The 20956-nt window shown below is 50.4% G+C and carries 22 protein-coding genes, 1 tRNA gene and 1 pseudogene; 7 read left to right on the plus strand and 17 right to left on the minus strand.

From position 1 onward, the window contains the following. Positions 1 to 568: 568 nt before the first annotated feature. Both DPQ22_RS05805 and DPQ22_RS05815 read left to right on the plus strand, forming a co-directional pair. Positions 569 to 1954 carry an MFS transporter gene (locus tag DPQ22_RS05805; protein WP_246681508.1) on the plus strand — a complete coding sequence of 462 codons (1386 nt, stop codon included), beginning with the start codon at positions 569 to 571 and terminating at the stop codon, positions 1952 to 1954. A 274-nt stretch (positions 1955 to 2228) separates the two neighbouring features. After that, positions 2229 to 2648: pseudogene (locus tag DPQ22_RS05815) on the plus strand (type II toxin-antitoxin system HicB family antitoxin). Between the two features lie 34 nt (positions 2649 to 2682). On the opposite strand, the gene DPQ22_RS05820 reads toward DPQ22_RS05815, so the two are convergent. The 3 genes from DPQ22_RS05820 to rplU all read right to left on the minus strand — a co-directional run bounded on the left by DPQ22_RS05820 (position 2683) and on the right by rplU (position 4431). Then, positions 2683 to 3459: a GNAT family N-acetyltransferase gene (locus DPQ22_RS05820; protein ID WP_150214039.1), complete on the minus strand. Its 777-nt coding sequence runs from the start codon at positions 3457 to 3459 to the stop codon at positions 2683 to 2685. Between the two features lie 264 nt (positions 3460 to 3723). Then, positions 3724 to 3993: a 50S ribosomal protein L27 gene (gene rpmA / locus DPQ22_RS05825; protein ID WP_150214041.1), complete on the minus strand. Its 270-nt coding sequence runs from the start codon at positions 3991 to 3993 to the stop codon at positions 3724 to 3726. A gap of 123 nt (positions 3994 to 4116) precedes the next feature. Then, positions 4117 to 4431 carry a 50S ribosomal protein L21 gene (gene rplU, locus DPQ22_RS05830; RefSeq protein WP_150214043.1) on the minus strand — a complete coding sequence of 105 codons (315 nt, stop codon included), beginning with the start codon at positions 4429 to 4431 and terminating at the stop codon, positions 4117 to 4119. A gap of 283 nt (positions 4432 to 4714) precedes the next feature. Here rplU and DPQ22_RS05835 point away from each other — a divergent pair. The 3 genes from DPQ22_RS05835 to nfsB all read left to right on the plus strand — a co-directional run bounded on the left by DPQ22_RS05835 (position 4715) and on the right by nfsB (position 6177). After that, positions 4715 to 4804 (plus strand) — tRNA-Ser (locus DPQ22_RS05835). Between the two features lie 128 nt (positions 4805 to 4932). Continuing rightward, positions 4933 to 5448 (plus strand): SRPBCC domain-containing protein, encoded by a 516-nt coding sequence (locus DPQ22_RS05840; RefSeq protein ID WP_150214045.1) that lies wholly within the window; start codon positions 4933 to 4935, stop codon positions 5446 to 5448. A 69-nt stretch (positions 5449 to 5517) separates the two neighbouring features. Next, positions 5518 to 6177: an oxygen-insensitive NAD(P)H nitroreductase gene (nfsB, locus tag DPQ22_RS05845; RefSeq protein ID WP_150214048.1), complete on the plus strand. Its 660-nt coding sequence runs from the start codon at positions 5518 to 5520 to the stop codon at positions 6175 to 6177. A gap of 94 nt (positions 6178 to 6271) precedes the next feature. Here nfsB and DPQ22_RS05850 read toward each other — a convergent pair whose 3' ends face one another. From DPQ22_RS05850 to nrdH, 7 genes are all read right to left on the minus strand, one after another. Beyond that, a complete protein-coding gene (locus DPQ22_RS05850; protein ID WP_190323164.1) occupies positions 6272 to 7003 on the minus strand; it encodes a hypothetical protein in 732 nt (243 codons plus the stop codon). Then, positions 6978 to 8618, minus strand: a complete 1641-nt coding sequence (locus DPQ22_RS05855) for an N-6 DNA methylase (protein WP_150214051.1) — start codon at positions 8616 to 8618, stop codon at positions 6978 to 6980. The genes DPQ22_RS05850 and DPQ22_RS05855 overlap by 26 nt, the downstream gene beginning before the upstream one ends. Before the next feature lie 5 nt (positions 8619 to 8623). Next, on the minus strand, positions 8624 to 9604 hold the full coding sequence (gene nrdF, locus DPQ22_RS05860; protein WP_150214053.1) for a class 1b ribonucleoside-diphosphate reductase subunit beta: 981 nt from the start codon (positions 9602 to 9604) through the stop codon (positions 8624 to 8626). Between the two features lie 117 nt (positions 9605 to 9721). Next, positions 9722 to 9955, minus strand: coding sequence for a DUF2188 domain-containing protein (locus tag DPQ22_RS05865; protein ID WP_150214055.1), 234 nt, complete (start codon positions 9953 to 9955; stop codon positions 9722 to 9724). Between the two features lie 29 nt (positions 9956 to 9984). Continuing rightward, positions 9985 to 12123: a class 1b ribonucleoside-diphosphate reductase subunit alpha gene (nrdE, locus tag DPQ22_RS05870; RefSeq protein WP_150214057.1), complete on the minus strand. Its 2139-nt coding sequence runs from the start codon at positions 12121 to 12123 to the stop codon at positions 9985 to 9987. 77 nt (positions 12124 to 12200) lie between these two features. Beyond that, entirely contained in the window at positions 12201 to 12590 is a 390-nt protein-coding gene (nrdI, locus tag DPQ22_RS05875) for a class Ib ribonucleoside-diphosphate reductase assembly flavoprotein NrdI (RefSeq protein ID WP_150214122.1), read from the minus strand. A 317-nt stretch (positions 12591 to 12907) separates the two neighbouring features. After that, positions 12908 to 13126, minus strand: a complete 219-nt coding sequence (gene nrdH, locus DPQ22_RS05880; protein WP_150214059.1) for a glutaredoxin-like protein NrdH — start codon at positions 13124 to 13126, stop codon at positions 12908 to 12910. A 607-nt stretch (positions 13127 to 13733) separates the two neighbouring features. On the opposite strand from nrdH, the gene DPQ22_RS05885 reads away from it, so the two are divergent. Beyond that, positions 13734 to 14096, plus strand: coding sequence for a hypothetical protein (locus DPQ22_RS05885; RefSeq protein ID WP_150214061.1), 363 nt, complete (start codon positions 13734 to 13736; stop codon positions 14094 to 14096). Here DPQ22_RS05885 and DPQ22_RS05890 read toward each other — a convergent pair. After that, complete coding sequence (locus DPQ22_RS05890) at positions 14093 to 14299, minus strand: helix-turn-helix domain-containing protein (RefSeq protein ID WP_150214063.1); 207 nt, start codon at positions 14297 to 14299, stop codon at positions 14093 to 14095. The two genes, DPQ22_RS05885 and DPQ22_RS05890, sit on opposite strands and share 4 nt — an antisense overlap. A 199-nt stretch (positions 14300 to 14498) precedes the next feature. After that, on the minus strand, positions 14499 to 14657 hold the full coding sequence (locus DPQ22_RS08905; protein ID WP_190323165.1) for a hypothetical protein: 159 nt from the start codon (positions 14655 to 14657) through the stop codon (positions 14499 to 14501). Between the two features lie 184 nt (positions 14658 to 14841). On the opposite strand from DPQ22_RS08905, the gene DPQ22_RS05895 reads away from it, so the two are divergent. Then, on the plus strand, positions 14842 to 15426 hold the full coding sequence (locus DPQ22_RS05895; protein ID WP_150214065.1) for a DNA circularization N-terminal domain-containing protein: 585 nt from the start codon (positions 14842 to 14844) through the stop codon (positions 15424 to 15426). Between the two features lie 171 nt (positions 15427 to 15597). Here the strand turns inward: DPQ22_RS05895 and DPQ22_RS05900 are convergent, their stop codons facing one another. From DPQ22_RS05900 to atpH, 5 genes are all read right to left on the minus strand, one after another. Next, positions 15598 to 16005 carry a F0F1 ATP synthase subunit epsilon gene (locus DPQ22_RS05900; protein WP_150214067.1) on the minus strand — a complete coding sequence of 136 codons (408 nt, stop codon included), beginning with the start codon at positions 16003 to 16005 and terminating at the stop codon, positions 15598 to 15600. A 276-nt stretch (positions 16006 to 16281) separates the two neighbouring features. Further along, positions 16282 to 17766: a F0F1 ATP synthase subunit beta gene (atpD, locus tag DPQ22_RS05905; protein ID WP_246681515.1), complete on the minus strand. Its 1485-nt coding sequence runs from the start codon at positions 17764 to 17766 to the stop codon at positions 16282 to 16284. A 54-nt stretch (positions 17767 to 17820) separates the two neighbouring features. Next, positions 17821 to 18747 carry a F0F1 ATP synthase subunit gamma gene (locus DPQ22_RS05910; protein ID WP_150214070.1) on the minus strand — a complete coding sequence of 309 codons (927 nt, stop codon included), beginning with the start codon at positions 18745 to 18747 and terminating at the stop codon, positions 17821 to 17823. A 21-nt stretch (positions 18748 to 18768) separates the two neighbouring features. Beyond that, a complete protein-coding gene (gene atpA, locus DPQ22_RS05915; protein WP_150214072.1) occupies positions 18769 to 20298 on the minus strand; it encodes a F0F1 ATP synthase subunit alpha in 1530 nt (509 codons plus the stop codon). After that, positions 20298 to 20909: an ATP synthase F1 subunit delta gene (gene atpH, locus DPQ22_RS05920; RefSeq protein WP_150214074.1), complete on the minus strand. Its 612-nt coding sequence runs from the start codon at positions 20907 to 20909 to the stop codon at positions 20298 to 20300. Before atpH ends, atpA begins: the two co-directional genes overlap by 1 nt. Positions 20910 to 20956 lie beyond the last annotated feature (47 nt).

Raw genomic sequence — 20956 nt, forward strand, 5'->3', positions numbered from 1 at the left:
CGGTCAGAACGTGCGCCGGAATTCCGGCAGACTGCGGGCTGCTACCGACAATAGCGCTGCAAATCACGCGCCTTCTGCCGGCGGCGGCCTTTTAACGCGGACACAGCTTTATTAAAGCCGGCAAAAAGCGCTTATGCATCTTATCTGCCCGCTATCAAGGCCGGCCGCGCCGGGGGGAACATATATCAGCGCATCTTTGCAGAATTTTTTTAAAAAAAGTGACCGGCTTACCGGGCTCCCTGCTTTTAAATATCAGGCATCTGTGAGCGCAGCAGCTCAGGGCAGCGGCTGAATTGACTTGCCTCCTGCCTTGGCAGGAAGCCGGCTTACAAAGCTTGCTTCCTGAAACAAAAAGGCAATTTTCAGCCCCTCCTTCTCTGCTTGCCTGCTCACTCTAGCAGGGTTTTGCTGAGACAATAGCTAAAATTTCATGCCCTCAACCCCGATAAGCGGCAAGGAACGACAGGCGCTATATAGGTTTGCGCCTCCTTTACCGGGCACGGCCGCAGAGCGGCGCTCTGCTGACAGCAAGTGTTTGCTTCTATCGGTTTTGTCAGACTGCGTGGCTATGACGGCACAAAACGCCCGGCAAAGTAAAAAACGCTTTAATCCGGCAGATTTTACGATTGAGGCTTGTTTCTTTGGCAAAAACCGCTATCTTGCCGGGGCACGAAGTATGATGCGGCCTGCCTGCTTTTTCATGCCGCGCGATTGCCTTATTCTCACAAAATATATTAAAAAACTTCTCATGAGTTTAGCAATGGCCAATCCTTATATTGAAATATTTCGTGCGCCCGGCAGTTTTGCTTTTTCTATTTGCGGCCTTATTGCCCGCTGTTCACTATCGATGAACACGCTGAGTATTGTCACCATGATTTCTATGGAGCGCGGCCATTATGCGCTGGCCAGTGCCGTGGCCACAATCTATGCCGTATGCGGAGCAATTCTGGCGCCGCAAATTTCCAGATTGGCCGATCGTTTTGGCCAGACCAGGATTGCCGTGCCGGCCACTGCTTTAGCCGTTGGCGCCATGCTGGCGCTTATCCTCGCCGTGCGGCTGGGCGCGCCGGCCTGGTGCCTGTTTCTGTGCGCGGCCGGCATTGGTTTTATGCCGGCTTTTGGCGCCTTTGTCCGCACCCGCTGGTCGCGCCTGTTTCACGGCTCGCTCAAGCTGCATACGGCTTTTGCCTATGAATCTACTCTTGATGAAACAATTTTTATGGCCGGCCCGATTTTGGTGGTTTATCTGGCCACCGGCTTTTTCCCCGAAGCGGGGCTGCTGGGCTCGGCCGTTTTGCTGGCTGTCGGCGCCGGCCTGTTTTGCCTGCAAAAAAAGACAGAGCCGAAAATTATTTATAATAAAAATCGCGGGCGGAAAAGCCGGCCGGTTATTTTTATGCTGCCTGTTGCCGTTATTATTGCCACTTTGCTGGCCATGGGCGCTATTTTCGGCACGGCAGAGGTTGCTTCGGTTGCCTTTGCCAAAGAACAGGGCAATCCTGCCGGCTCTATGTGGCCGCTTTCCGCTTATGCTTTCGGCTCTTTTATCACCGGGATAATTTATGGCGCCATGCGGCTGAAAATGCGGCTGTCACACCAGTTTATTGCCGCCATGGCGATTGCCGCCATAACAACCCTGCCGCTTTTATGGGTGAGCAGTATTGGCGGGCTGACCTTAATGCTGTTTATTGCCGGCGCCGCCTGCTCTCCTTCCATTATTATCGCCATGCAACTGATAGAGCGGCTGGCGCCGGCAGAAAAAATGACCGAGGGCATAAGCTGGGCCATGACCGGCATGGGTGTCGGCTTTGCTATTGGCATGGCTTTGGCCGGCCAGGCTATTGACCGATTTGGCGCTCAGGCCGGCTTTTATACAGCTATTGCTGCCGGCTTTTCGGCCCTGGCTTTAATTATACTCTGCCGCCGCCCGGTGGAGCGCGGCGAAACCGCTTAAAGCCGCTGCTTTTTCATGCGAATGATAGTATTAAATGAAAAGAGACGCCTTTTTGCGGGCATTGAGGGCAGCGGCTCGACAACAAGGGCTGTGATTCGCAACAGGTAAAGAATACCGGCAAAGATTCACATTTTGCGGTTTGCCCCGGTAATAAGACTGCAATTATAAAATCCGGCGCGCTAAGCCCGCTTTATGCGAAAATAGTCAAAAAGCAGTCAGGGCTTTAACGCCCGTCCGGATATTTTCTCCATATCGGCAAATAAGGTTTATAAAAATGGGCTATATTTATTACGCAAACATTGAGTCAGACCCGGACGGCGGCTTTATCGTCAGTTTTCCTGATGTGCCGGAGGCAATAACAGCAGGTGACGATAGATCCGAAACACTGGCCAATGCGGCACAAGCTTTGGGATTGGCCTGGCGCAGTTATTATGCCGCCGGCAAACCGCTTCCTCCGGCAAAAATATGTGAGAGAACAGCTATCGCGCCCAATGCCTGGAACTCTCTGAAGCTTGCGGTCATCACAGCCTTTGAGGAAAGCAATATCACTAAAACAGAGCCGGCGCATCGCCTGGGCAAGCAAGAAAATGAAGCCCGCCGCATATTGGACTGAAATTATCCAACCAGGCTGCAAATATTGGAGCGGGCACGGGCAGTAATGGGCAAGCAGCTTATTGTAACCCGTGCAGGATAAGCCGCGCCGCGCTGCCTGAGACAGCGAGAGCGGCCTAAATGGCGCGCCGCGGCGCTGAGCGGCGCAAATCAAGCCAGCAATCGCGGCTCAGGCTATAATGCGCCAGAGCCTGCGCCCTGTCTGCCCCTTGGGCAATATGGCCGCTGCTGTAAAGAAGAGAAAAACCGCATTTTTGCAAAATTTTGCGCGCGGCAGCGTTTGTATCATGCAGGCGGGCATAAAGCGCCTCCAGCTCTGTGGCGCGAAAAGCGGCATCTATCAGAGCAGCGGCAATTTCCGTGCCGTAACCCCGCCGCCAATAAGGCTCTCCCAGCCAAAAGAAAATCTCCGTCCCGGCTGAATTTTTATTTGCGGCAGCCTTATCGGCCGGCAGCAAAGCGGCACCACCCTGCTCTGCATTGCTCTGCCGCCTGTAAGATTTATAGGGCCGGCTTTGCCGCCCGTCAGCCGGAACTTCATTGGCCGGCGCCATAATTTGCCTTGGCGGTTCGGCATTTTTCCCCATTTTGCCGGCATTGCCGCCAAAACCGCAGCAACCGATAAATTCCCCCGTATCAGCCCGCGTAACAGCATAAACATAATGCGCCGCCTGCCCTTTTGCGGCGCGGCTAACAAAATCTTCAGCAGCGGCTCGGGTAAAAGGAGAGGGCATTTCATCAAACTGGCTGATAATATGCCGGTTATCGGCCAGGGTGACCAGCGCCTCTATATCTTCACTATGCGGCAGGCGCAAAACCAGCCGGCGGGTCACCAGAACCGGGCAATTTATTTTTTGTAAAAAGCCGTTTCCCCGCAAATCCACACTACGCATTGCTTATCTCCCAATACGAAAAAGGGGAAGATAGCGCGCTATCTCCCCCTTTCAACATATTCAGGGCATAAAGCAAAATGACAGAACAAAGCTCAGAGCAGAAACTGCCAGCCCCCACTCTGCCGCAGCCAAAAGCAGAAGCTTTTATAACAATGCCAGCAATCGCGGCTATTCCCGCCCGGCACCGCTAAAAGCGGTTATCCTGCTTTACCACAGCATAAGGCAGCCTGCTTTTATTTTACCGCCGTCAAAAGCGGCCGGTCTTTACTCTGCCGCCGTCAAAAGCGGCTCAATCGCCACTGAGCGGCGGCCTCCGGCTTTCTCCCGGAAGGCTACCCGCCCCTCGGTTAAAGCAAATAATGTGTGATCCCTGCCCATGCCGACATTTTCGGCCGGGTGCCATTGCGTGCCGCGCTGGCGCACAATAATATTACCGGCCCGCACATGCTCGCCGCCAAATTTTTTTACACCCAAACGCTTGGATTCCGAATCGCGACCATTGCGCGATGACCCGCCGGCTTTTTTATGTGCCATTATTACTCTCCTTGACTTCTCTCACTCCCCTGCCTGAACTCAGGCGGCAGAGCCAAAATGATAAACAGCAAGCCTGTATCTCAACCTCGCCTTTAAACAGCGCCGGCAATATTCATCAGCATCTCAGCCAGCCACAATTTCGGCAATGCGCACCAGAGTAAGCATTTGGCGATGGCCGCGCGTGCGCTTGGAATTTTGCCGGCGGCGCTTTTTAAAGGCAATTACCTTTGGCGCGCGCGCTTGTTCCACCACTTCGGCTGTCACCACCGCGCCTTCAACAAATGGAGCGCCAATTTTAGCCTCAGCGCCTTCGCCAATCAGCAAAACTTCCTTAAATTCTACCTTTGCGCCGCTTGAAGCCGCAAGTTTTTCTACTTTTATCAAGCTTCCGGCCGCAACGCGATATTGTTTGCCCCCGGTTTTAATGACTGCGAACATTTTTACCTTCCGTTCTATCACGAAAACCACCTTTTCCCCGGCTCTTCCCTGTAAACAGAGCTGGCAGCAGGGCAAAAAAGCAATTCGTCTTTTTATCAGCCTGTTAATATTTTTGGCGGCGGAACTCCGCCTTTGACCATGCGGCAATAAAGCACATATGCCCTTTGGCCACATAAGGGGCTTTATACGGCCTGATATGAGGCAGAGTCAAGAAATTTCCGCAATTTGGCGCAATTAAGGCTTGCCAGAACCGCGTTTTTTACGCTATCACTCAGGGCTTACGGGAGAGATGGCTGAGCGGTTGAAAGCACCGCACTCGAAATGCGGCATAGGGGCAACTCTATCGGGGGTTCGAATCCCTCTCTCTCCGCCACAGGCCGCTCGCTTTATCCCGCATATTTTCTGCCTGAGGCATTTCGCCTTTATTTTCCTTTTTATGCCATATTTTATTGTTATCATCGCCCGATTAAATCAGGCAATGAGTTTCAACAGGAGCAGTTCATGTCCGCCATTACTTGGCCTGAGGCCTATCTCCCCGGCTTTACGGATAATTTTGCTTCCAATGAGGCAATTTGCGCCGGCTTGAGCGCAGCGGATATTTTCCCGCTGCTGGAACAGGCGCATTTATGGCCGTCTTATTATGCCAATTCGGCCAATATTCGCTTTCACAACCCGCAAGAGCGTGTCTTAAAGCTGGGCAGCCGCTTTTATTTTGAGACTTTCGGCTTCCCCGTCGAGGCAGAGGTGGTGGAATATGCGCCGCCGGCAAGCGGCGAACCGGCGCGGATTGCCTGGCATGGCTGGGCGGGGGAAGGCACAGACCGGTTAGATGTGCATCACGCCTGGCTGGTGGAAGATTTACCGCAAAATCGGGTGCGTATCCTCACCCAGGAGACGCAAAACGGCAATCCGGCCAAAGAATTGGCGAAAACCCGGCCTAATCCGATGCTTAACGGCCACCAACAATGGCTGGACGGGCTTATCGCTGCCGCCACAGCCCGGAAGAAGAAAGGCTGATAGCCTTTATAAAAATGCGGCAGCCTTGTTCGCTTTATTGGGAAAATCAAAAACAGGAGTTTTAAAACCGTGAAAGACATTGTTGAAATTGCCCGCAAGCGCTATACGACCAAGCATTATAACCCCGATAAAAAGCTGACGCCTGAGCAAATGGGCGCGATTAAAGAGCTGCTGCGGCTGGCGCCTTCCAGCGTTAATTCCCAGCCCTGGCATTTTATTATTGCCGCCACGCCCAAGAGCAAAGCGCGTATTGCCAAAGCAATGGAAGGGCTTTTTGCTTTTAACAAAACCCGCGTTCTTGATGCGGCGGCGGTGGTTATTTTTTGCGCCCGCACGCAAATGGACGATAGCTATTTGCAGCATTTGACCGATAAAGAGCGGGAGGACGGGCGCTTTAGCGGCAATGAGGAAATTGAGGAAGCCGGCTATAAAGGGCGGAAATTCTTTGTTGATATTCACCGCAAAACACTGAAAGATTTGCCGGAATGGGCGGCGCGGCAGACCTACCTTAATATTGGCGCTTTTTTGCTGGGCGCGGCCGCCATGGGGCTGGACGCCACGCCGATTGAAGGCTTTGACCCGGCAATTCTGGAACAGGAATTCGGCTTTGCCAAACAGCATTTGGCAGGAATATGCCTGGCGGCGGTTGGCCACCGCGCCGCGCATGACGGCAATGCAACCCGCCCCAAATCCCGCCTTGATCCGGCCGAATTATTCACCGAGATTTGATAATTTTTAGCGGCCGGCGGCATATTCCGCCGGCTGCCCTGACTCTTAACAGCGTTCTGCAAAACTGCGGGACGCCAGCGGTTGTTTCGACTCTTCAAATATTTTGTTGATTACGGGCAAATGCGTCTCGAACAGCTTGCTCTAAATTATCATTTTTCAATTCGAATTTATCAAATAAGGCAATATTATCGTGTTTGACATGTAATTGCCCTTCATTGCCGCTATTGCCCCTGTGCTGCCCTTTTGAATAAAGCGGGTTATTATGAACCTCCTTGCTGCTCATGACCCAAAGCACAATTTCATCTCTAAAAACGGCAACCCAAATAAAAACATCGCAACATTGCGGTTTTAACTGCTGAAAATTCATTAAGAAACCCTGTTTTGTATTTCTTGATAAAGCACGGACATAAAGCGGCCCCTCTCCTGCATTATCAACAGCACGAGAGGCTTTAACTTCAATTTTGATACCATCAAGCCAAAGGTCATATTGACCGGAAAATTCAGAGTCTAACCTTTTGGAAGCCGGCTTTAACGCGGAACATTTTCCTAAAACATAAGTCTGAGCAAATTTTTCACCAAATCCTCTTGGCGCAGCGATTTCAAATATCCAAAGATAAGGATTGGCGGCAATATATTCAGAGCGAATATCCATATATTGCGCAAAACCCAGCCCTTTTGCTTCAATAAGATTGCATATCAAATGCTCATATTCATTAAAAGGGAAAACAGCCTTATCCTGCTCAACCAAAGCAAGAATCCGATCCAGTTCCGTTTGTGACCCGGTAAAAGAATTGCAAATTTTAGCCTTTAATTCTGAAAGTTCCATTATCCTGCTTGCCTATATTAAAATATTCAATCAGCTCACTTTCAGAAAAACTGTTTTTGCTTTTTAGAAACTCTATCGGCAACGGCAGTTTTTCAAGGTCAGATCGTAATACTTTATGAGTATTAAATAATTTCTTGAATATCCAGCTATATAAATCTGTATTGAACACTTTAGCGATAAGGCTATGAGAGAAGGGAAAACCGCTTAAAAGCTTCACCATATTCACACTATTCAAACAATAAGCTTGCTCTGTATCACGATAAAAAACCAGTTCTGACGAAATAAAACGGTAAAGAAGCTTTTCTTCCGCTTCAAATAGAGCGATAGGGGCAACCTGTTGATAAAGAGAAAAGTCGTCAGGAATAAAATTCGTAACTTTATGGCTATGCCCTTTATAAATATCTGTCCCTTTATAAACAGGAATAGAATTCTCAAACGGTTCAGAACGGCAGAATTTTTTATTATTACCGGTCACTATGCCTAGCCCCCATTGGGCATTCCGCTCTAAAGTGACATATGGCTTACTGAAAATTGCTGCCAGGACTTGTTCATCGGCGGAATCTACAGAAAAATTGATAATCGCCGCAGGATTATTGACAAAAGAGCTTTTCTGCCTCGTAAAAGAAGTATTATTTACACTACAAAGCACCTTCCTCAACCTATTTTTATTTTTTTCAAGACAAAAAGACTGCGCTCTTGTCATAATTTTCTTAAAAGGCCGGCCAAAATCTCTAAGGCCAAGCAGTTTATATTCAAGCAATTTTTGTCGTGCATTCTGAAAAGCAGCGATCTTGAAAAAAGCTTCCGGCAGTAATAAGGCCAAAAAGCCTCCCTCTTTTAACCGCTGCAAGGCAGCGAAGAAAAACAAAGCAGCACTATCAAGATTCCGGCTTTCACCCAGCAGCTTACCGTATTTTTCTTTTTCAATATGTTGTATCTTTTTCCCCCATGGGGGATTTGTCACTATCACATCAAAAAACAGAGATTCGTCCCTAAAACTGACAGTATCTTCGAGAAAATCCCGGCAAAATATCGTATCACTTTTATAACCTGTCTCAGCAAAAATACGTTGTTTTGTTAAAGCCACAGCCACGGGGTCGCTATCATAGGCATAGATATTCTGCGGCAAAAAGCCACGATGAATGGCCTCAATGATAAAATTGCCACTACCGCAACATGGATCGCAAAACGTCTTGTGAGAGGCAGGTAGAGCAATATCAGCTAATAATACTCGACAAATATCTGGCGGCGTATAATAAATCCCCTCTTTATTACGATAAGAATCAGACAAAGAATTTTGATAAATCTCAGTCAGTGGTAAAACAGCTTCACCGGCTTGCAGACGCGCTAATATTTTACTGCTAAGCTCGACATGATCGTGTTGCGAAGATCGCGATTTATTAGCCCGACTCACCAGTTTTTCTTTCCCGGCCACATTGTGACAGAAATTTTCAAATGACTGGCGAACAATGCCTATACCGTCTCTATGCTGAAGATAACCCGCTTTCACCCAATTCCGCACGGAGGCTTCTGACACATTCAACCGATAAGCGACTTCGGCAATGCGCATAGCTATATACTGACTATCTTCAAATAAATCGGCTTGCTGCCCCACTCTTATCAAAACTCCCAGTCTTCATCTTCGGTAGCTTGTGCCTTGCCGATAACATAAGAAGAGCCGCTGCCGGAAAAGAAATCGTGATTTTCATCGGAAGTCGGCGATAAAGACGCCAGAATGGCCGGGTTGACCGCGCAGATCTCGGCCGGGAATAAGGGATCATAGCCAAGATTCATCAAGGCCTTATTGGCATTATAATGCAAAAACATTTTGACATCTTCTGTCAGCTTGACATCATCATAAAGGCTTTCCGTATATTGGCATTCCACTTCATAGAGAGACATCAGCAAATCAACAGCAAATTCGTGCATTTCCTTGCGCTCGGACTCCGTCCGCTTTGCCATGGTTTTCTGGAATTTATAGCCGATATAATAACCGTGAATAGCTTCATCACGGATAATCAGCCTGATCAAATCGGCGGTATTGGTCAGCTTGGCGCGGGTGGAAAGATAAAGCGGCAGATAAAAGCCGGAATAAAACAGAAAAGTCTCCAGAAACACGCTGGCGACTTTCCGCCTGGCGCCGTCTGCACCATTATAAAAACTGATAACTCGATGCGCTTTTTCCTGTAAATATTTATTCTCCCGGCTCCATTCAAAGGCATCATCAATATCCGGCATCAGGCACAAGGTAGAAAAGACAGAAGAATAAGAGCGCGCATGCACCGCTTCCATAAAGGCAATATTGGTCAGCACTGCCTCTTCATGCGGGGTCTCAGAATCCGGCAGCAGCGATAAAGAGCCAATAGTATTTTGCACCGTATCCAGCAAAGTCAGGCCGGTGAAAACGCGAATCACTAATTGCTGCCATTGCGGCGTTAGCTGCCCCCAGCTCGGCACATCATTGGAAAGCGGCACTTTTTCCGGCAGCCAGAAATTGCTGGTCAGCCGGTTCCATACTTCCAGATCTTTGTCATCTTGCAGGCGGTTCCAGTTCACCGCCAGCACGGTTTGGGCTTTATCTTTGTCAATGGTGGTCGTCATGGCTTTTCTCTTTCAGATTTTCTGCCAGGCCGGCCATTGAGAAGCACGCCACAAAAACCGGCCTCTCTCTATTGCCTGCCTGTATCCCTGTAAGCATTCTCCGCCCCTGCTGTTTTGCTAGCCCTTTGGCGGGAAAGGGTCGCGCCCGTAAGTGTTGCGTGCACGTATCCGGTGATTATCCTTGCGCGTTAAAAACGCCTCTCCGCCGGATTTCCCGGCCAGGCGGCGGGCTTCACCCCAGGCTTCTGCCTGAGTATCCGCCGTAACAGAGGCGCGCTTGCCGCCTTCACGCGTGGCCGCATAACCGCCGCCCGGACGGCTATGCACCCAATAAGTGTTGGAATTCGGCATTATTTGCCCTTTCTGCTGCCAAAAACCGGTTACAGGCTACAGGAAACACAGCCTTCTACTGCTGTGCCTTCCAGCGCCGCCTGGCGCAGGCGAATATAATAAATGGTCTTGATGCCCTTTTTCCAGGCATAAATCTGGGCGCGGTTAATATCGCGCGTGGTAGCGGTATCGTTAAAAAACAGCGTCAGCGACAGGCCTTGATCAACATGCTGTGTCGCCACCGCATAAGTATCAATAATTTTCTCCACGCCTATCTCATAAGCGTCCTGATAATAATCAAGATTATCATTATTCATATAAGGCGCAGGGTAATAAACCCGGCCGATTTTACCCTCTTTGCGTGTTTCAATGCGTGAGGCTATAGGGTGGATTGAGGCGGTAGCGTGGTTAATATAGGAAATAGAGCCGGTGGGCGGCACAGCCTGCAAATTGCGGTTATAAAGCCCGTGCTCTTTAACCAATGCGGCCAGTTTTTGCCAGTCTTCCCGCCCGGGCACGGCAATTTTGCTGCGGGCAAACAGCGCTGCCACTTTTTCATGCTCCGGCCTGTGCGGCTTTTCAATATATCTGGCAAAATAAGAACCGTCATAATAAGCGGAATCCTTAAAGCCGGCAAAACTTGCGCCGCGTTCCTGCGCTAATTTGTTGGAAGCCAGCAGGGCATAATAGGCCATGCAATAAAAATAAATATTGGTGAAATCCAGCGCTTCCGGCGAGCCGTAATGGATTTTTTCCCGCGCCAGAAAACCGTGCAAATTCATTTGCCCAAGGCCAATAGCATGGCTTTTATCATTGCCGGCAATAATAGACGGCACCGAAGCCATATGGCTCATATCGGAAACGGCGGTCAAGGCGCGCACCGCCAGCTCTATTGTAGCGGCAAAATCGGCAGAATCCATAGCTTTGGCAATATTGAGCGAACCCAGATTACAGGAAATATCTTCACCAATATGCTTATAGGTTAAATCAGCCTCATAGCTGCTGGCGCTGTTGACCTGCAAAATTTCCGAGCAGAGATTGCTCATATTGATCCGCCCGGCAATCGGATTGGCGCGATTGGCCGTATCTTCAAAAACAATATAAGGATAGCCGGATTCAAACTGGATTTCCGCCAGAGTCTGGAAGAAATTGCGGGCATTGATTTTCTTTTTGGCGATTTGCGCATTATCAACAAAAGCATAATAATGCTCACTAATGGCAATGTCGCTCATCGGCCTGCCGGTAATGCGCTCCACATCATAGGGCGAGAACAGATACATATCCTCATTTTTGCGCGCCAGCTCAAAAGTAATATCGGGGATAACCACGCCCAGCGACAAAGTCTTCATGCGGATTTTTTCATCGGCATTTTCGCGCTTACTGTCTAAAAAGCGCATAATATCCGGGTGGTGAGCGTGGAGGTAAACCGCGCCGGCACCCTGCCGCGCGCCAAGCTGATTGGCATAGGAAAAAGCATCTTCCAGCAGTTTCATCACCGGCACCACGCCGGAAGACTGATTTTCAATCTGCTTGATCGGCGCACCGGTCTCACGCAAATTGGTCAGGCTCAGCGCCACGCCGCCGCCGCGCTTGGAAAGCTGCAAAGCCGAATTGATTGACCGGCCAATCGATTCCATATTATCTTCCAGCCGCAGCAAAAAACAGGAGACAAATTCGCCGCGCTGCTTTTTGCCGGCATTGAGAAAAGTCGGCGTTGCCGGCTGGAAGCGGCCGCTAATCATTTCATCAACCAGTTTCAGGGCAAAACCCTCATTGCCGCCGGCCAGAGTCAGCGCCACCATAGAGACGCGATCTTCATAACGCTCAAGATAACGCTTGCCGTCCCGAGTCTTCAACGTATAGGCGTTATAATATTTAAACGCCCCCAAAAAAGTGGGAAAGCGGAATTTATAAGCATAAGCGTGCTGGAACAGTTTTTTGATAAAAGCAAAATTATATTGCGCCAGAATTTCGGCCTCGTAATAGTCTTCTTCCACCAGATAATCCAGCTTCTCCTTTAAATTATGGAAGAATACCGTATTCTGATTGACATGATTGAGGAAATATTGCCGCGCCGCCTCTTTATCTTTGGCAAATTGAATTTTGCCATTGGCATCATAGAGATTAAGCATGGCATTCAAGGCATGATAATCATTCTGCCGGCTGCTGTCTTTTGTTCCGCTTTGCATTATAACTCCTGTCAGGACTCCCCGATTTCCGGCTGCTGCCGCAATCAAGCCGCTATTTTAAAGGCTCGCGGGCCGTCTTACCCCGGTATTTGCGCCAAAATGCGGCGCACATTATGCACATCACCGGGCATACCGCGCAATTCATAACGATAAAGGCACGGCACGGCACATTTATAGGCGATAATATCGCCGGCAAAAGCATAATAAAGGCCGAAATTACGATTGCCGCTCGCCACCACCCCGCGCAATAGCGCGCGATTTTCGGCAATATTGAGAAAGCGAATCGCCGCTTTGGGCAGCGCCCCGCGCCCTTCGCCGTCAGCGTAAGTCGGCATAATCAAAATATAAGGTCTGTCCACTTGCGGCAGCGCACCCTTTTTCGGCAGGCGCAGCGCCGGCACAGCCAGGCGCTCAACAAAATTTTGCGTATTGCCGGTTTCACTGGAATAATAAACGACATAATCGATCATTTATACCTCCTGCCCCTCCCTTTATCTGTATAACCCTTTATCTGTATAAATAGAGCCGCGAAGGCCGTCTGAAACAGATATGCGACAATAGCAGCATCTGCGCCTCACCGCCCCTTTTGCACTCTGGCTCCTTCACATAAGGCTATGAAAAGAATAGCAGCCCCCACTTTACCGCAGGCCGGATTGCGGCTGAAACGATTTTGGCTGAAATATAGCGGTACCTGTTACCCACTCGCCCGCGACTTCCGCCCCACAACAAATACAGCTTTACCTGCCCCGGCTGATGAGCGGAAAAGCGGCAGAGGCGGCGAAATTCAGGCAAGCCGACTGATTATATCCGGACGGAAACCGGCCCAATGTTTTTCTCCGGCAACAACCACAGGCAGTTGGCGATAACCCAGCCCGGTAATAAAAGAATAGGCTTCACTATTGGCCGCTATATCGATAATCTTGAAAGCAATGCCGCGTTTTTCAAAGGCGCGATAAGTCGCCGTGCACTGCATACATGATGATTTGCTATAAATAGTGACCATAGCCAAAATTCCCGAATCTCGAATTATAATCCCTGAATGAGGAGACTTTCGGCAGGACCGAAGACTCTTCGAAACCAAATTCCTATGACTATATATAGTATATAAGAGCCGTTAACAATCACTTACGCACAAAATATATACAAATCTTTTGCGTGGATAATTGTTTTTATGATGGGGAAAGGCGGCGTCAGAAGCTTGACCGTTTTTTGCCGGCTAACGTAAATTTACACTGGGAATCAGGCCGGCAAGCGCTAATATAAATGTAAAATCCGCTGCTTTGCTGAGTCGCTGACTTAGGCAGCAACAAAGCGTCCGGGAAGAGGAAAAAGAGGGGGCAGGCTTCCAGTTCCAGGGCTGATTCTCAAAATAATGCGGCCGAATCTGAGACGGCAAGGACAAAGACCGCAGTCTTTCCTCTCACTATCCCGCTTATTGCCGGCGAATCGCTGCTTCAAGCACAGATTGAGGGACTGTCTATAGAATTACACTTGGGCGAGACTCTCTTTATCCTTGGCGCCCAATGGCGGCGGCAAATCCAGCCTGCGGCACAGATTCTCTAACCGCGAAGATAAAGCTGTAATTATTACAGCAAGCCGGCAATTATGGTTTGAGTCCAGGAATCTGGACATATTGCCGTCTGCGAAAGAGGGTTACGATAAAGGGGGAAACTTTTGTCGAAAATGGCGCAGTGGAAATATCGCCTGCTGATTTAGCCAAAATGGGGGAAGCAACACAGAGGGAGCGCAAGGCCGCTGAAGCTCTGCCCGGCTATAAGGCCAATCGCACCACCGGTGATTTTTTCCGCCAGAATGGCGGCATTAACGGCCTGCCTATGCCGGCGCCGGTCAAAATTGACAATAAAGCCGATATGACTATCAAAATCCTGGGCGGTCAGGCAGAGGTCAGCGGCCGTTTTAACGGCGAGCCGATCAACGCCGTTGACAGCGGCCGTATGATTGCCCGGCCTTAATCACCATAGGGCTTTAACCCGGCGGCAATCGCCGCGCAGGCAAGAGCAACAGGGTGCGGTATACGCACTGGCCGGCCGTCTTCAAGCCGCATACCGCGCTCATAATTCTGCACGGACAGGCGCGATATGCCTAAGGCTTTAGCTGCCTCTATCTGGCTAAAACCCATTTTTTTGCGCCAAAGCTTGAATTTTTCTTTGTCCATGCTATTATGCCTGTATAAAAGGAAGGTGATAGCTTGTCTCCCAAGGTGGAGCGGGAATTTCTTCCCGCCCCGTTTGTTTTAGAATTTGAAGACTATTTCTATCTGGCACGATAAAAATTTAATCCTCAGTCTAAACTCCTTAGAAGGTTTCAAGCGTCTCACCTTCCTTTCTGCTATGAAAGCCTGATTGCTTCCATGCCTATTTTAATGGCATATACAGTATGCTATTACAAGTTCTATTTTGCATTTTTTTCAAAAAAATATCTTTTTTGTTGCACGCGCCGCCGTCCAGCCAGCGCGCGTTTTTCGCCTTACCCGCGCCTTGGCGCGGATAGGTTTTTGCCTGTGGCTGCGCCATAATCGGGGGCATAAGCCGGCGCGGTTTCCTCCCGCTTCTCGCGCCGGCTTTTCCACCTCACAAAAAGGCGCGTTATATGCTGCTTTATATTTTGAATGGGCTGATTATTTTGTCATTTTTAGCATGGGCCGGCTGCCTGTTCTGGGGTGCTGTGGCATTTATTCAGGCAGAGAGGCGGCGATAAATGGCGCTTCCACCCCCTTTGCCCGGCCTGATGCCGGCCAGCTTTCGCGGCATCGGCTTTTATGCGCCCGATGTCTCAAGCGAAGTAGGCCGCCGCATTGCCGCGCATTATTTCCCCGGGCTGGATATTGCCGCCTATGATGATCACGGCAAAAGCCCGGAAAAAATCACCATAACCGGCATGTATGTGGGTGATGATTATATCGCTCACGGCAAGGCGCCCAAAGCGGAATTGCAGGCATTTTGTAACCAAAGCAATATAAAAGCCATTATTGCAGATTTCCGGCTGAAATGCGCCGAAGCGGCAATTACCGGCTGCTTCAGCTTCTCCAGGCAGGCTTATGCCAGGAAATTACAGCGCCTGTTGAAGAAAGACCAGGCCTCGCTAACAGCAATTAAGGATAAATATTTTAAACCGCTAATAGGAAAAATGCTGGAACAGGAGCAGCAGGCACAGCAAGGCAGCAGTGCTCCACTACCCGCAGAAGCCGCAATCACCCCTAAGACTAGTGATCGTGCAAGCCGGCAATGCCCGCTGCCGGCAGCCACCGCAACGGCTCAAGGCACGGCGAGAAGCAACCGATAATTTCAGCTTCTCTTATCCGGATCTCTAACCGCCGACAAATGGTAGATAAACTCCCCAAGCCAAAGGCACGGCCGTTTTTGCACGCACACAGTCCCACACCAGGCCGGTAATTTTCATCTGCACCGATAATAGCCGCGCCGATACCGGCCATTACGCAAGCAGCCGGCAATTTTAACCGCCAATCTCCGCGCTTTTAATGGCCGACATATGGTAGATAAACTCTTCCAGCCGGCTGCGGCTGTCTTCTGTGCGCACATCTTTTAACAAATTGCGCGCATGGGCAATACGGCGCTCAATATCCTGCTTATCCAGCCGGGCCAGCGGCACGGCCGATTCTGCCAATAATGATGTTTTGTCCGTTTTTACTTCTATCAGACCGCCGAAAATAATAAATTGCACCGCCTCACCCGCGCTTTTGCGAATATGCACCGACCCGGGCACAGCGCGGGTCATCAGCGGCATATGCCCGGCCAGAACAGAAAAATAACCTTCGCTCCCCGGTATATTCACTTCTTCCACCTCAGCGGAAAATACTATTTTCTCTGGAGAAATAAGGTCAAACTGAAATTTTCCGGCCATATTTCACTCGCCTTCCAAATTTTCTTTATTTTGCGACAAAAATGGAGTCCCCGCCACACATCAAACCTGCCGCAGCCGGCGGCAATATTCCGGCAGAATCTGCTATATTCCTGCCCAAACAGCAACCGCATGCCTGCCATTATCACATTATCTCAAAGCCAAAGCTATCGCGGCCCGCTGCAAAAAAGACAAAGCCACAGCAAGCAAACAGCCGCCCGCAAGCCCAAAACGCCATTGCCCGCCGCTTTCAAACCCGGCAGCAGGCCTCATTAAGCCTTATTCCTGATTTTCAACGACTTCTTCTTTTTGCATTTTTCCGGCTTTTTCAACTGCCTCGTCAATCGAGCCTACCATATAAAAAGCCTGCTCAGGCAAGGCATCATAATCACCGGCGCACAGGCCCTTAAAACCTTTAATCGTATCTTCCAGCGCCACTAATTTGCCCTTGGCGCCGGTAAATACTTCTGCCACATGGAAAGGCTGCGATAGGAAACGCTCAATTTTACGCGCCCGCGCCACGGTCACTTTATCCTCTTCTGATAATTCGTCCATGCCCAGAATAGCGATAATATCCTGCAAAGCTTTATATTTTTGCAAAATGCTTTGCACCTGGCGCGCCACCTGATAATGCTCTTCGCCCACCACTTGCGGATCTAAAATGCGTGAAGTGGAATCCAGCGGATCAACTGCGGGGTAAATACCCTTTTCAGCGATAGAGCGCGCCAGCACAGTGGTAGCGTCCAAATGGGCAAAAGTTGCCGCCGGCGCCGGATCGGTCAAATCATCGGCAGGCACATAAATAGCCTGAACCGAGGTAATAGAGCCTTTATTCGTGCTGGTAATGCGTTCTTGCAATGCTCCCATTTCTGTCGCCAAAGTCGGCTGATAACCCACGGCAGAAGGTATGCGCCCCAATAAAGCAGATACTTCCGACCCCGCCTGGGTAAAGCGGAAAATATTATCGACAAAAAACAGCACATCTTGTCCCTGATCGCGGAAATATTCCGCCACTGTCAGGCCGGAAAGAGCAACCCGCGCCCGCGCGCCCGGAGTCTCATTCATCTGGCCGTAAACCAGCGCGCATTTGGAGCCTTCGGCCGAGCCGTTATTTTTGCGCGGGTCAATATTCACCCGGCTGTCAATCATTTCATAATATAAATCATTGCCTTCACGCGTGCGCTCCCCCACCCCGGCAAAGACAGAATAACCGCCATGACCTTTGGCAATATTATTGATCAGCTCCATAATCAGCACCGTCTTGCCCACACCGGCACCGCCAAACAGGCCGATTTTGCCGCCTTTGGCATAAGGCGCCAGCAAATCCACCACTTTAATGCCGGTTACCAGCATTTCCTTTTCAGTCGATTGATCAATATAAGCAGGCGCCGGCTGGTGAATGGCGCGATAATGCTCAGTAGCAATCGGCCCGGCTTCATCAACCGGCTCACCGATAACATTCATAATACGACCAAGCGTTGCCTCCCCCACCGGGACAGAAACAGGCGCGCCGGTATCACGCACTTCCCCGCCGCGAACCAGGCCGTCTGTCGCCCCCATAGCGACTGTGCGCACTGTATTTTCACCCAAATGCCCCGCTACTTCCAAAATCATTCTGGCACCGGCATTCTCCGTTTCCAACGCATTGAGAATGAGCGGCAAATCAGCCTCGCTGCCAAATTGCACATCAACAACCGGGCCGATAACACGGCTAATGCGGCCGACAGCCCTGCCCGCGGCGGAATTTTGCTTTCCCTGCGCCATGTTTTCCGCTAAGCCTGCACTTTCTGCTTGTGCCATAGATCTTTACCTTCTGCCTTAAAGTGCTTCCGCACCTGCGATAATTTCAATCAATTCCGTAGTAATGCGCGCCTGGCGCCGGCGGTTATAAGTAATAGACAGGCTGTCTATCATGGTGCCGGCATTTCGCGTTGCATTATCCATTGCCGTCATTTTGGCGCCCATTTCACCGGCCGCATTTTCCAGCAAAGCGCGAAAGATTCGCGCCGACAAAAGACGCAGCACCAAATCTGCCAGCACATCGGCTATATCAGGCTCAAATTCATAAAAAGCCGGGGCGCTGCCGGCGGGTTGTGTCGCTTTGCCGGCCTGTTCTTCCCCCGCCGCTCTGCCGCCCCCGCCGGTTTCAAAGCCTTGCCCGCAAGGAATGAGCTGCTGCGCCTGCGGCTGCTGGTTGATTACCGATTTGAATTCAGAATAAAACAAGGTGCAGACATCAAATTCCTGCTGATCATAGCGCTTGACAATATCTTCAGCAATAGCGCGCGCCTGCTCAAAACCGGCATTTTTATAGCGACTCACATTAACAGAATCGATAAACAAAGCGCCGAATTCGCGCTTGAGCATTTCAGCGCCTTTTTTACCGATTGTAATAATTTTAACCTGTTTGCCCTCACTCAGGCGAGCACGCAAAAAGGCGCGCGCATGGCGCACAATTTGCATATTAAAACCGCCGCACAGGCCGCGATCAGCGGTGCAGATAACGGCAAGCTGCACTTTATCGCGCCCGCGCCCGCGCATTAAAGCCGGCATATCAGCTTTTGCCGGATTGACAGGAATATCAGCGAGAACATCTTCCAGCCTGGCAGAATAAGGCCGAGCTGCCACCACCGCCTCTTGCGCGCGGCGCAATTTGGCCGCCGCCACCATTTGCATGGCTCTGGTAATTTTTTGCGTCGCCTTGACTGAGGCAATACGATCGCGCAAATCTTTAAGCGAGGCCATAATAGTCCCTAATCGTCGAGCCTAAACTGTTTTGCGAGCAAAAGAATCCAGCACTGCCTGCAGCTTTGCCCGCGTTTCGTCCGTTAACTGCCCGCTTGTGCGAATATCAGCAAGAATATCGCCATGATCCGTGCGCAATAATTGCAAAAAATTCTGCTCAAATTCGCCAATTTCCTCTACCGGCAGCGTATCAAGAAAACCGCTGACCCCGGCAAAAATCACCGCCACCTGCTCCTCTACCCTGAGCGGCGAAAATTGCGGCTGTTTCAGCAATTCTGTCAGGCGGGCGCCACGACCCAGCAAATTCCGGGTTGCTGCGTCCAAATCCGAGCCGAATTGGGCGAAAGCCGCCATTTCGCGATATTGCGCCAATTCGCCCTTAATCGAGCCGGCCACCTGCTTCATCGCCTTGATTTGCGCCGAAGAACCAACGCGTGAAACCGACAGACCAACATTAACCGCCGGGCGAATGCCCTGATAAAACAGATTTGTTTCAAGAAAAATCTGCCCGTCTGTAATAGAAATAACATTGGTCGGAATATAGGCGGAAACATCATTGGCCTGTGTTTCTACTATCGGCAAAGCAGTAAGCGAACCGGCACCCAGCGCATCATTCATTTTGGCAGCGCGCTCCAGCAGGCGGGAATGCAAATAAAATACATCACCGGGATAGGCCTCACGCCCCGGCGGGCGGCGCAGCAAAAGCGAGATTTGCCGATAAGCAACGGCCTGCTTGGACAAATCATCATAAGCAATCAGCGCGTGCATGCCGTTATCGCGGAAATATTCCCCCATGGCGCAGGCGGCAAAAGGCGCCAGATACTGCATTGGCGCCGGGTCAGACGCTGTCGCCGCCACAATAATGGAATAATCCAAAGCGCCGCGCTCTTCCAGCACTTTGACAAATTGCGCCACAGTAGAGCGTTTTTGCCCCACGGCAACATAAATACAATAAATTTTATCTTTTTCCTGGCCGCTGTCATGCGCCGGCTTCTGATTGAGAAAACTATCGAGAATAATAGCAGTCTTGCCTGTCTGCCTGTCGCCAATAACCAGCTCTCGCTGGCCGCGGCCAATGGGAATAAGCGCATCAATGGCCTTTAAGCCGGTAGACATTGGCTCATGCACGGATTTGCGCGCAATAATGCCGGGCGCCCGCACATCGGCGCGGCGCCGCTCTGCCGCTTTAAGCGGCCCCTTGCCGTCAATCGGATTGCCGAGCGCATCAACAACCCGCCCCAATAATTCCTTGCCGACCGGCACTTCAATAATAGACTGGGTGCGACGAACCGGCTCCCCCTCGCGAATAGCGCGGTCGGAGCCAAAAATCACCGCGCCGACATTATCATTTTCAAGATTAAGCGCCATGCCGTAAACGCCGCTGTCAAAAGCCAGCAGCTCACCGGCCTGAACATTATCCAGGCCGTAAATACGCGCAATACCGTCACTAATAGATAAAACCTGCCCGATCTCGGAAATTTGCGCGTCCCGGCCAAAATTCTCAATTTGCTCTTTCAGGATTTTAGAAATTTCCGAAGGTTGAATATCCATCAGCCGACCTCTTTCAGCGCAAGCTTAAGTGCAGATAATTTTGTGCGCAGTGACGTATCAATCAGCAGAGAGCCGCAGCGCAGAATAAAGCCCCCCAATAATTCCGGCTTTATCTGCTTATGCAAAACCGGTTTTTTACCGGCAAAATATTTGCCGATTTTTTCATTTGCCGCAGCGCGCGCCAGCAAAGCCAGCACTTCCTGCTGCTGAGAGGCCGATATTTCTTCTGCCGAAGTAATAAAGGCCGCAATTTCACCGCTATTTGCCGCCATCTGCGCCTGAAAAGCCGTAATAATATCGGGCAGCAGGAATAAACGCTTATGCTGCGCCAGAACTCCAAAAAAACAGCGGATAATATTGCCGGCGCCTTTCGCCGTATCAAGCCCGGCAGATTGCGCCCAAGCTGCCATGACACGCTTTTGCGCCTCTGCCTTATAAAGGGGAGAAGCAATAAAACGGCGGAAATCGGCTGATTCTCTCAGCAAAACGGCCAAAGAACCCATAATTTTTGCCGTTTCATCAAGGCAGGCAGCCGGCGCTGCGACCTCAAATAACGCCCCGGCATAGCGGCGGGCAGCAAGCGAAACAGGAAAAAAAAATTTATCCGCCACTCTATATCTCCTGGCCTGTTATTCCTCTCAGCCCGGTTTATCAAGCC

Origin of the sequence: Candidatus Tokpelaia sp. (assembly GCF_008636115.1) — a bacterium.
Taxonomy (GTDB): domain Bacteria; phylum Pseudomonadota; class Alphaproteobacteria; order Rhizobiales; family Rhizobiaceae; genus QLZD01.

Coding starts and splice junctions, on each gene's coding strand:
- DPQ22_RS05805 (WP_246681508.1), top strand. CDS start 569: ATGACGGCACAAAACGCCCGGCAAAGTAAAAAACGCTTTAATCCGGCA.
- DPQ22_RS05820 (WP_150214039.1), bottom strand. CDS start 3,459: ATGCGTAGTGTGGATTTGCGGGGAAACGGCTTTTTACAAAAAATAAAT.
- rpmA (WP_150214041.1), bottom strand. CDS start 3,993: ATGGCACATAAAAAAGCCGGCGGGTCATCGCGCAATGGTCGCGATTCG.
- rplU (WP_150214043.1), bottom strand. CDS start 4,431: ATGTTCGCAGTCATTAAAACCGGGGGCAAACAATATCGCGTTGCGGCC.
- DPQ22_RS05840 (WP_150214045.1), top strand. CDS start 4,933: ATGTCCGCCATTACTTGGCCTGAGGCCTATCTCCCCGGCTTTACGGAT.
- DPQ22_RS05850 (WP_190323164.1), bottom strand. CDS start 7,003: ATGGAACTTTCAGAATTAAAGGCTAAAATTTGCAATTCTTTTACCGGG.
- nrdF (WP_150214053.1), bottom strand. CDS start 9,604: ATGACGACCACCATTGACAAAGATAAAGCCCAAACCGTGCTGGCGGTG.
- DPQ22_RS05865 (WP_150214055.1), bottom strand. CDS start 9,955: ATGCCGAATTCCAACACTTATTGGGTGCATAGCCGTCCGGGCGGCGGT.
- nrdE (WP_150214057.1), bottom strand. CDS start 12,123: ATGCAAAGCGGAACAAAAGACAGCAGCCGGCAGAATGATTATCATGCC.
- nrdH (WP_150214059.1), bottom strand. CDS start 13,126: ATGGTCACTATTTATAGCAAATCATCATGTATGCAGTGCACGGCGACT.
- DPQ22_RS05890 (WP_150214063.1), bottom strand. CDS start 14,299: ATGGACAAAGAAAAATTCAAGCTTTGGCGCAAAAAAATGGGTTTTAGC.
- DPQ22_RS08905 (WP_190323165.1), bottom strand. CDS start 14,657: ATGGCGCAGCCACAGGCAAAAACCTATCCGCGCCAAGGCGCGGGTAAG.
- DPQ22_RS05895 (WP_150214065.1), top strand. CDS start 14,842: ATGGCGCTTCCACCCCCTTTGCCCGGCCTGATGCCGGCCAGCTTTCGC.
- DPQ22_RS05900 (WP_150214067.1), bottom strand. CDS start 16,005: ATGGCCGGAAAATTTCAGTTTGACCTTATTTCTCCAGAGAAAATAGTA.
- atpD (WP_246681515.1), bottom strand. CDS start 17,766: ATGGCGCAGGGAAAGCAAAATTCCGCCGCGGGCAGGGCTGTCGGCCGC.
- DPQ22_RS05910 (WP_150214070.1), bottom strand. CDS start 18,747: ATGGCCTCGCTTAAAGATTTGCGCGATCGTATTGCCTCAGTCAAGGCG.
- atpA (WP_150214072.1), bottom strand. CDS start 20,298: ATGGATATTCAACCTTCGGAAATTTCTAAAATCCTGAAAGAGCAAATT.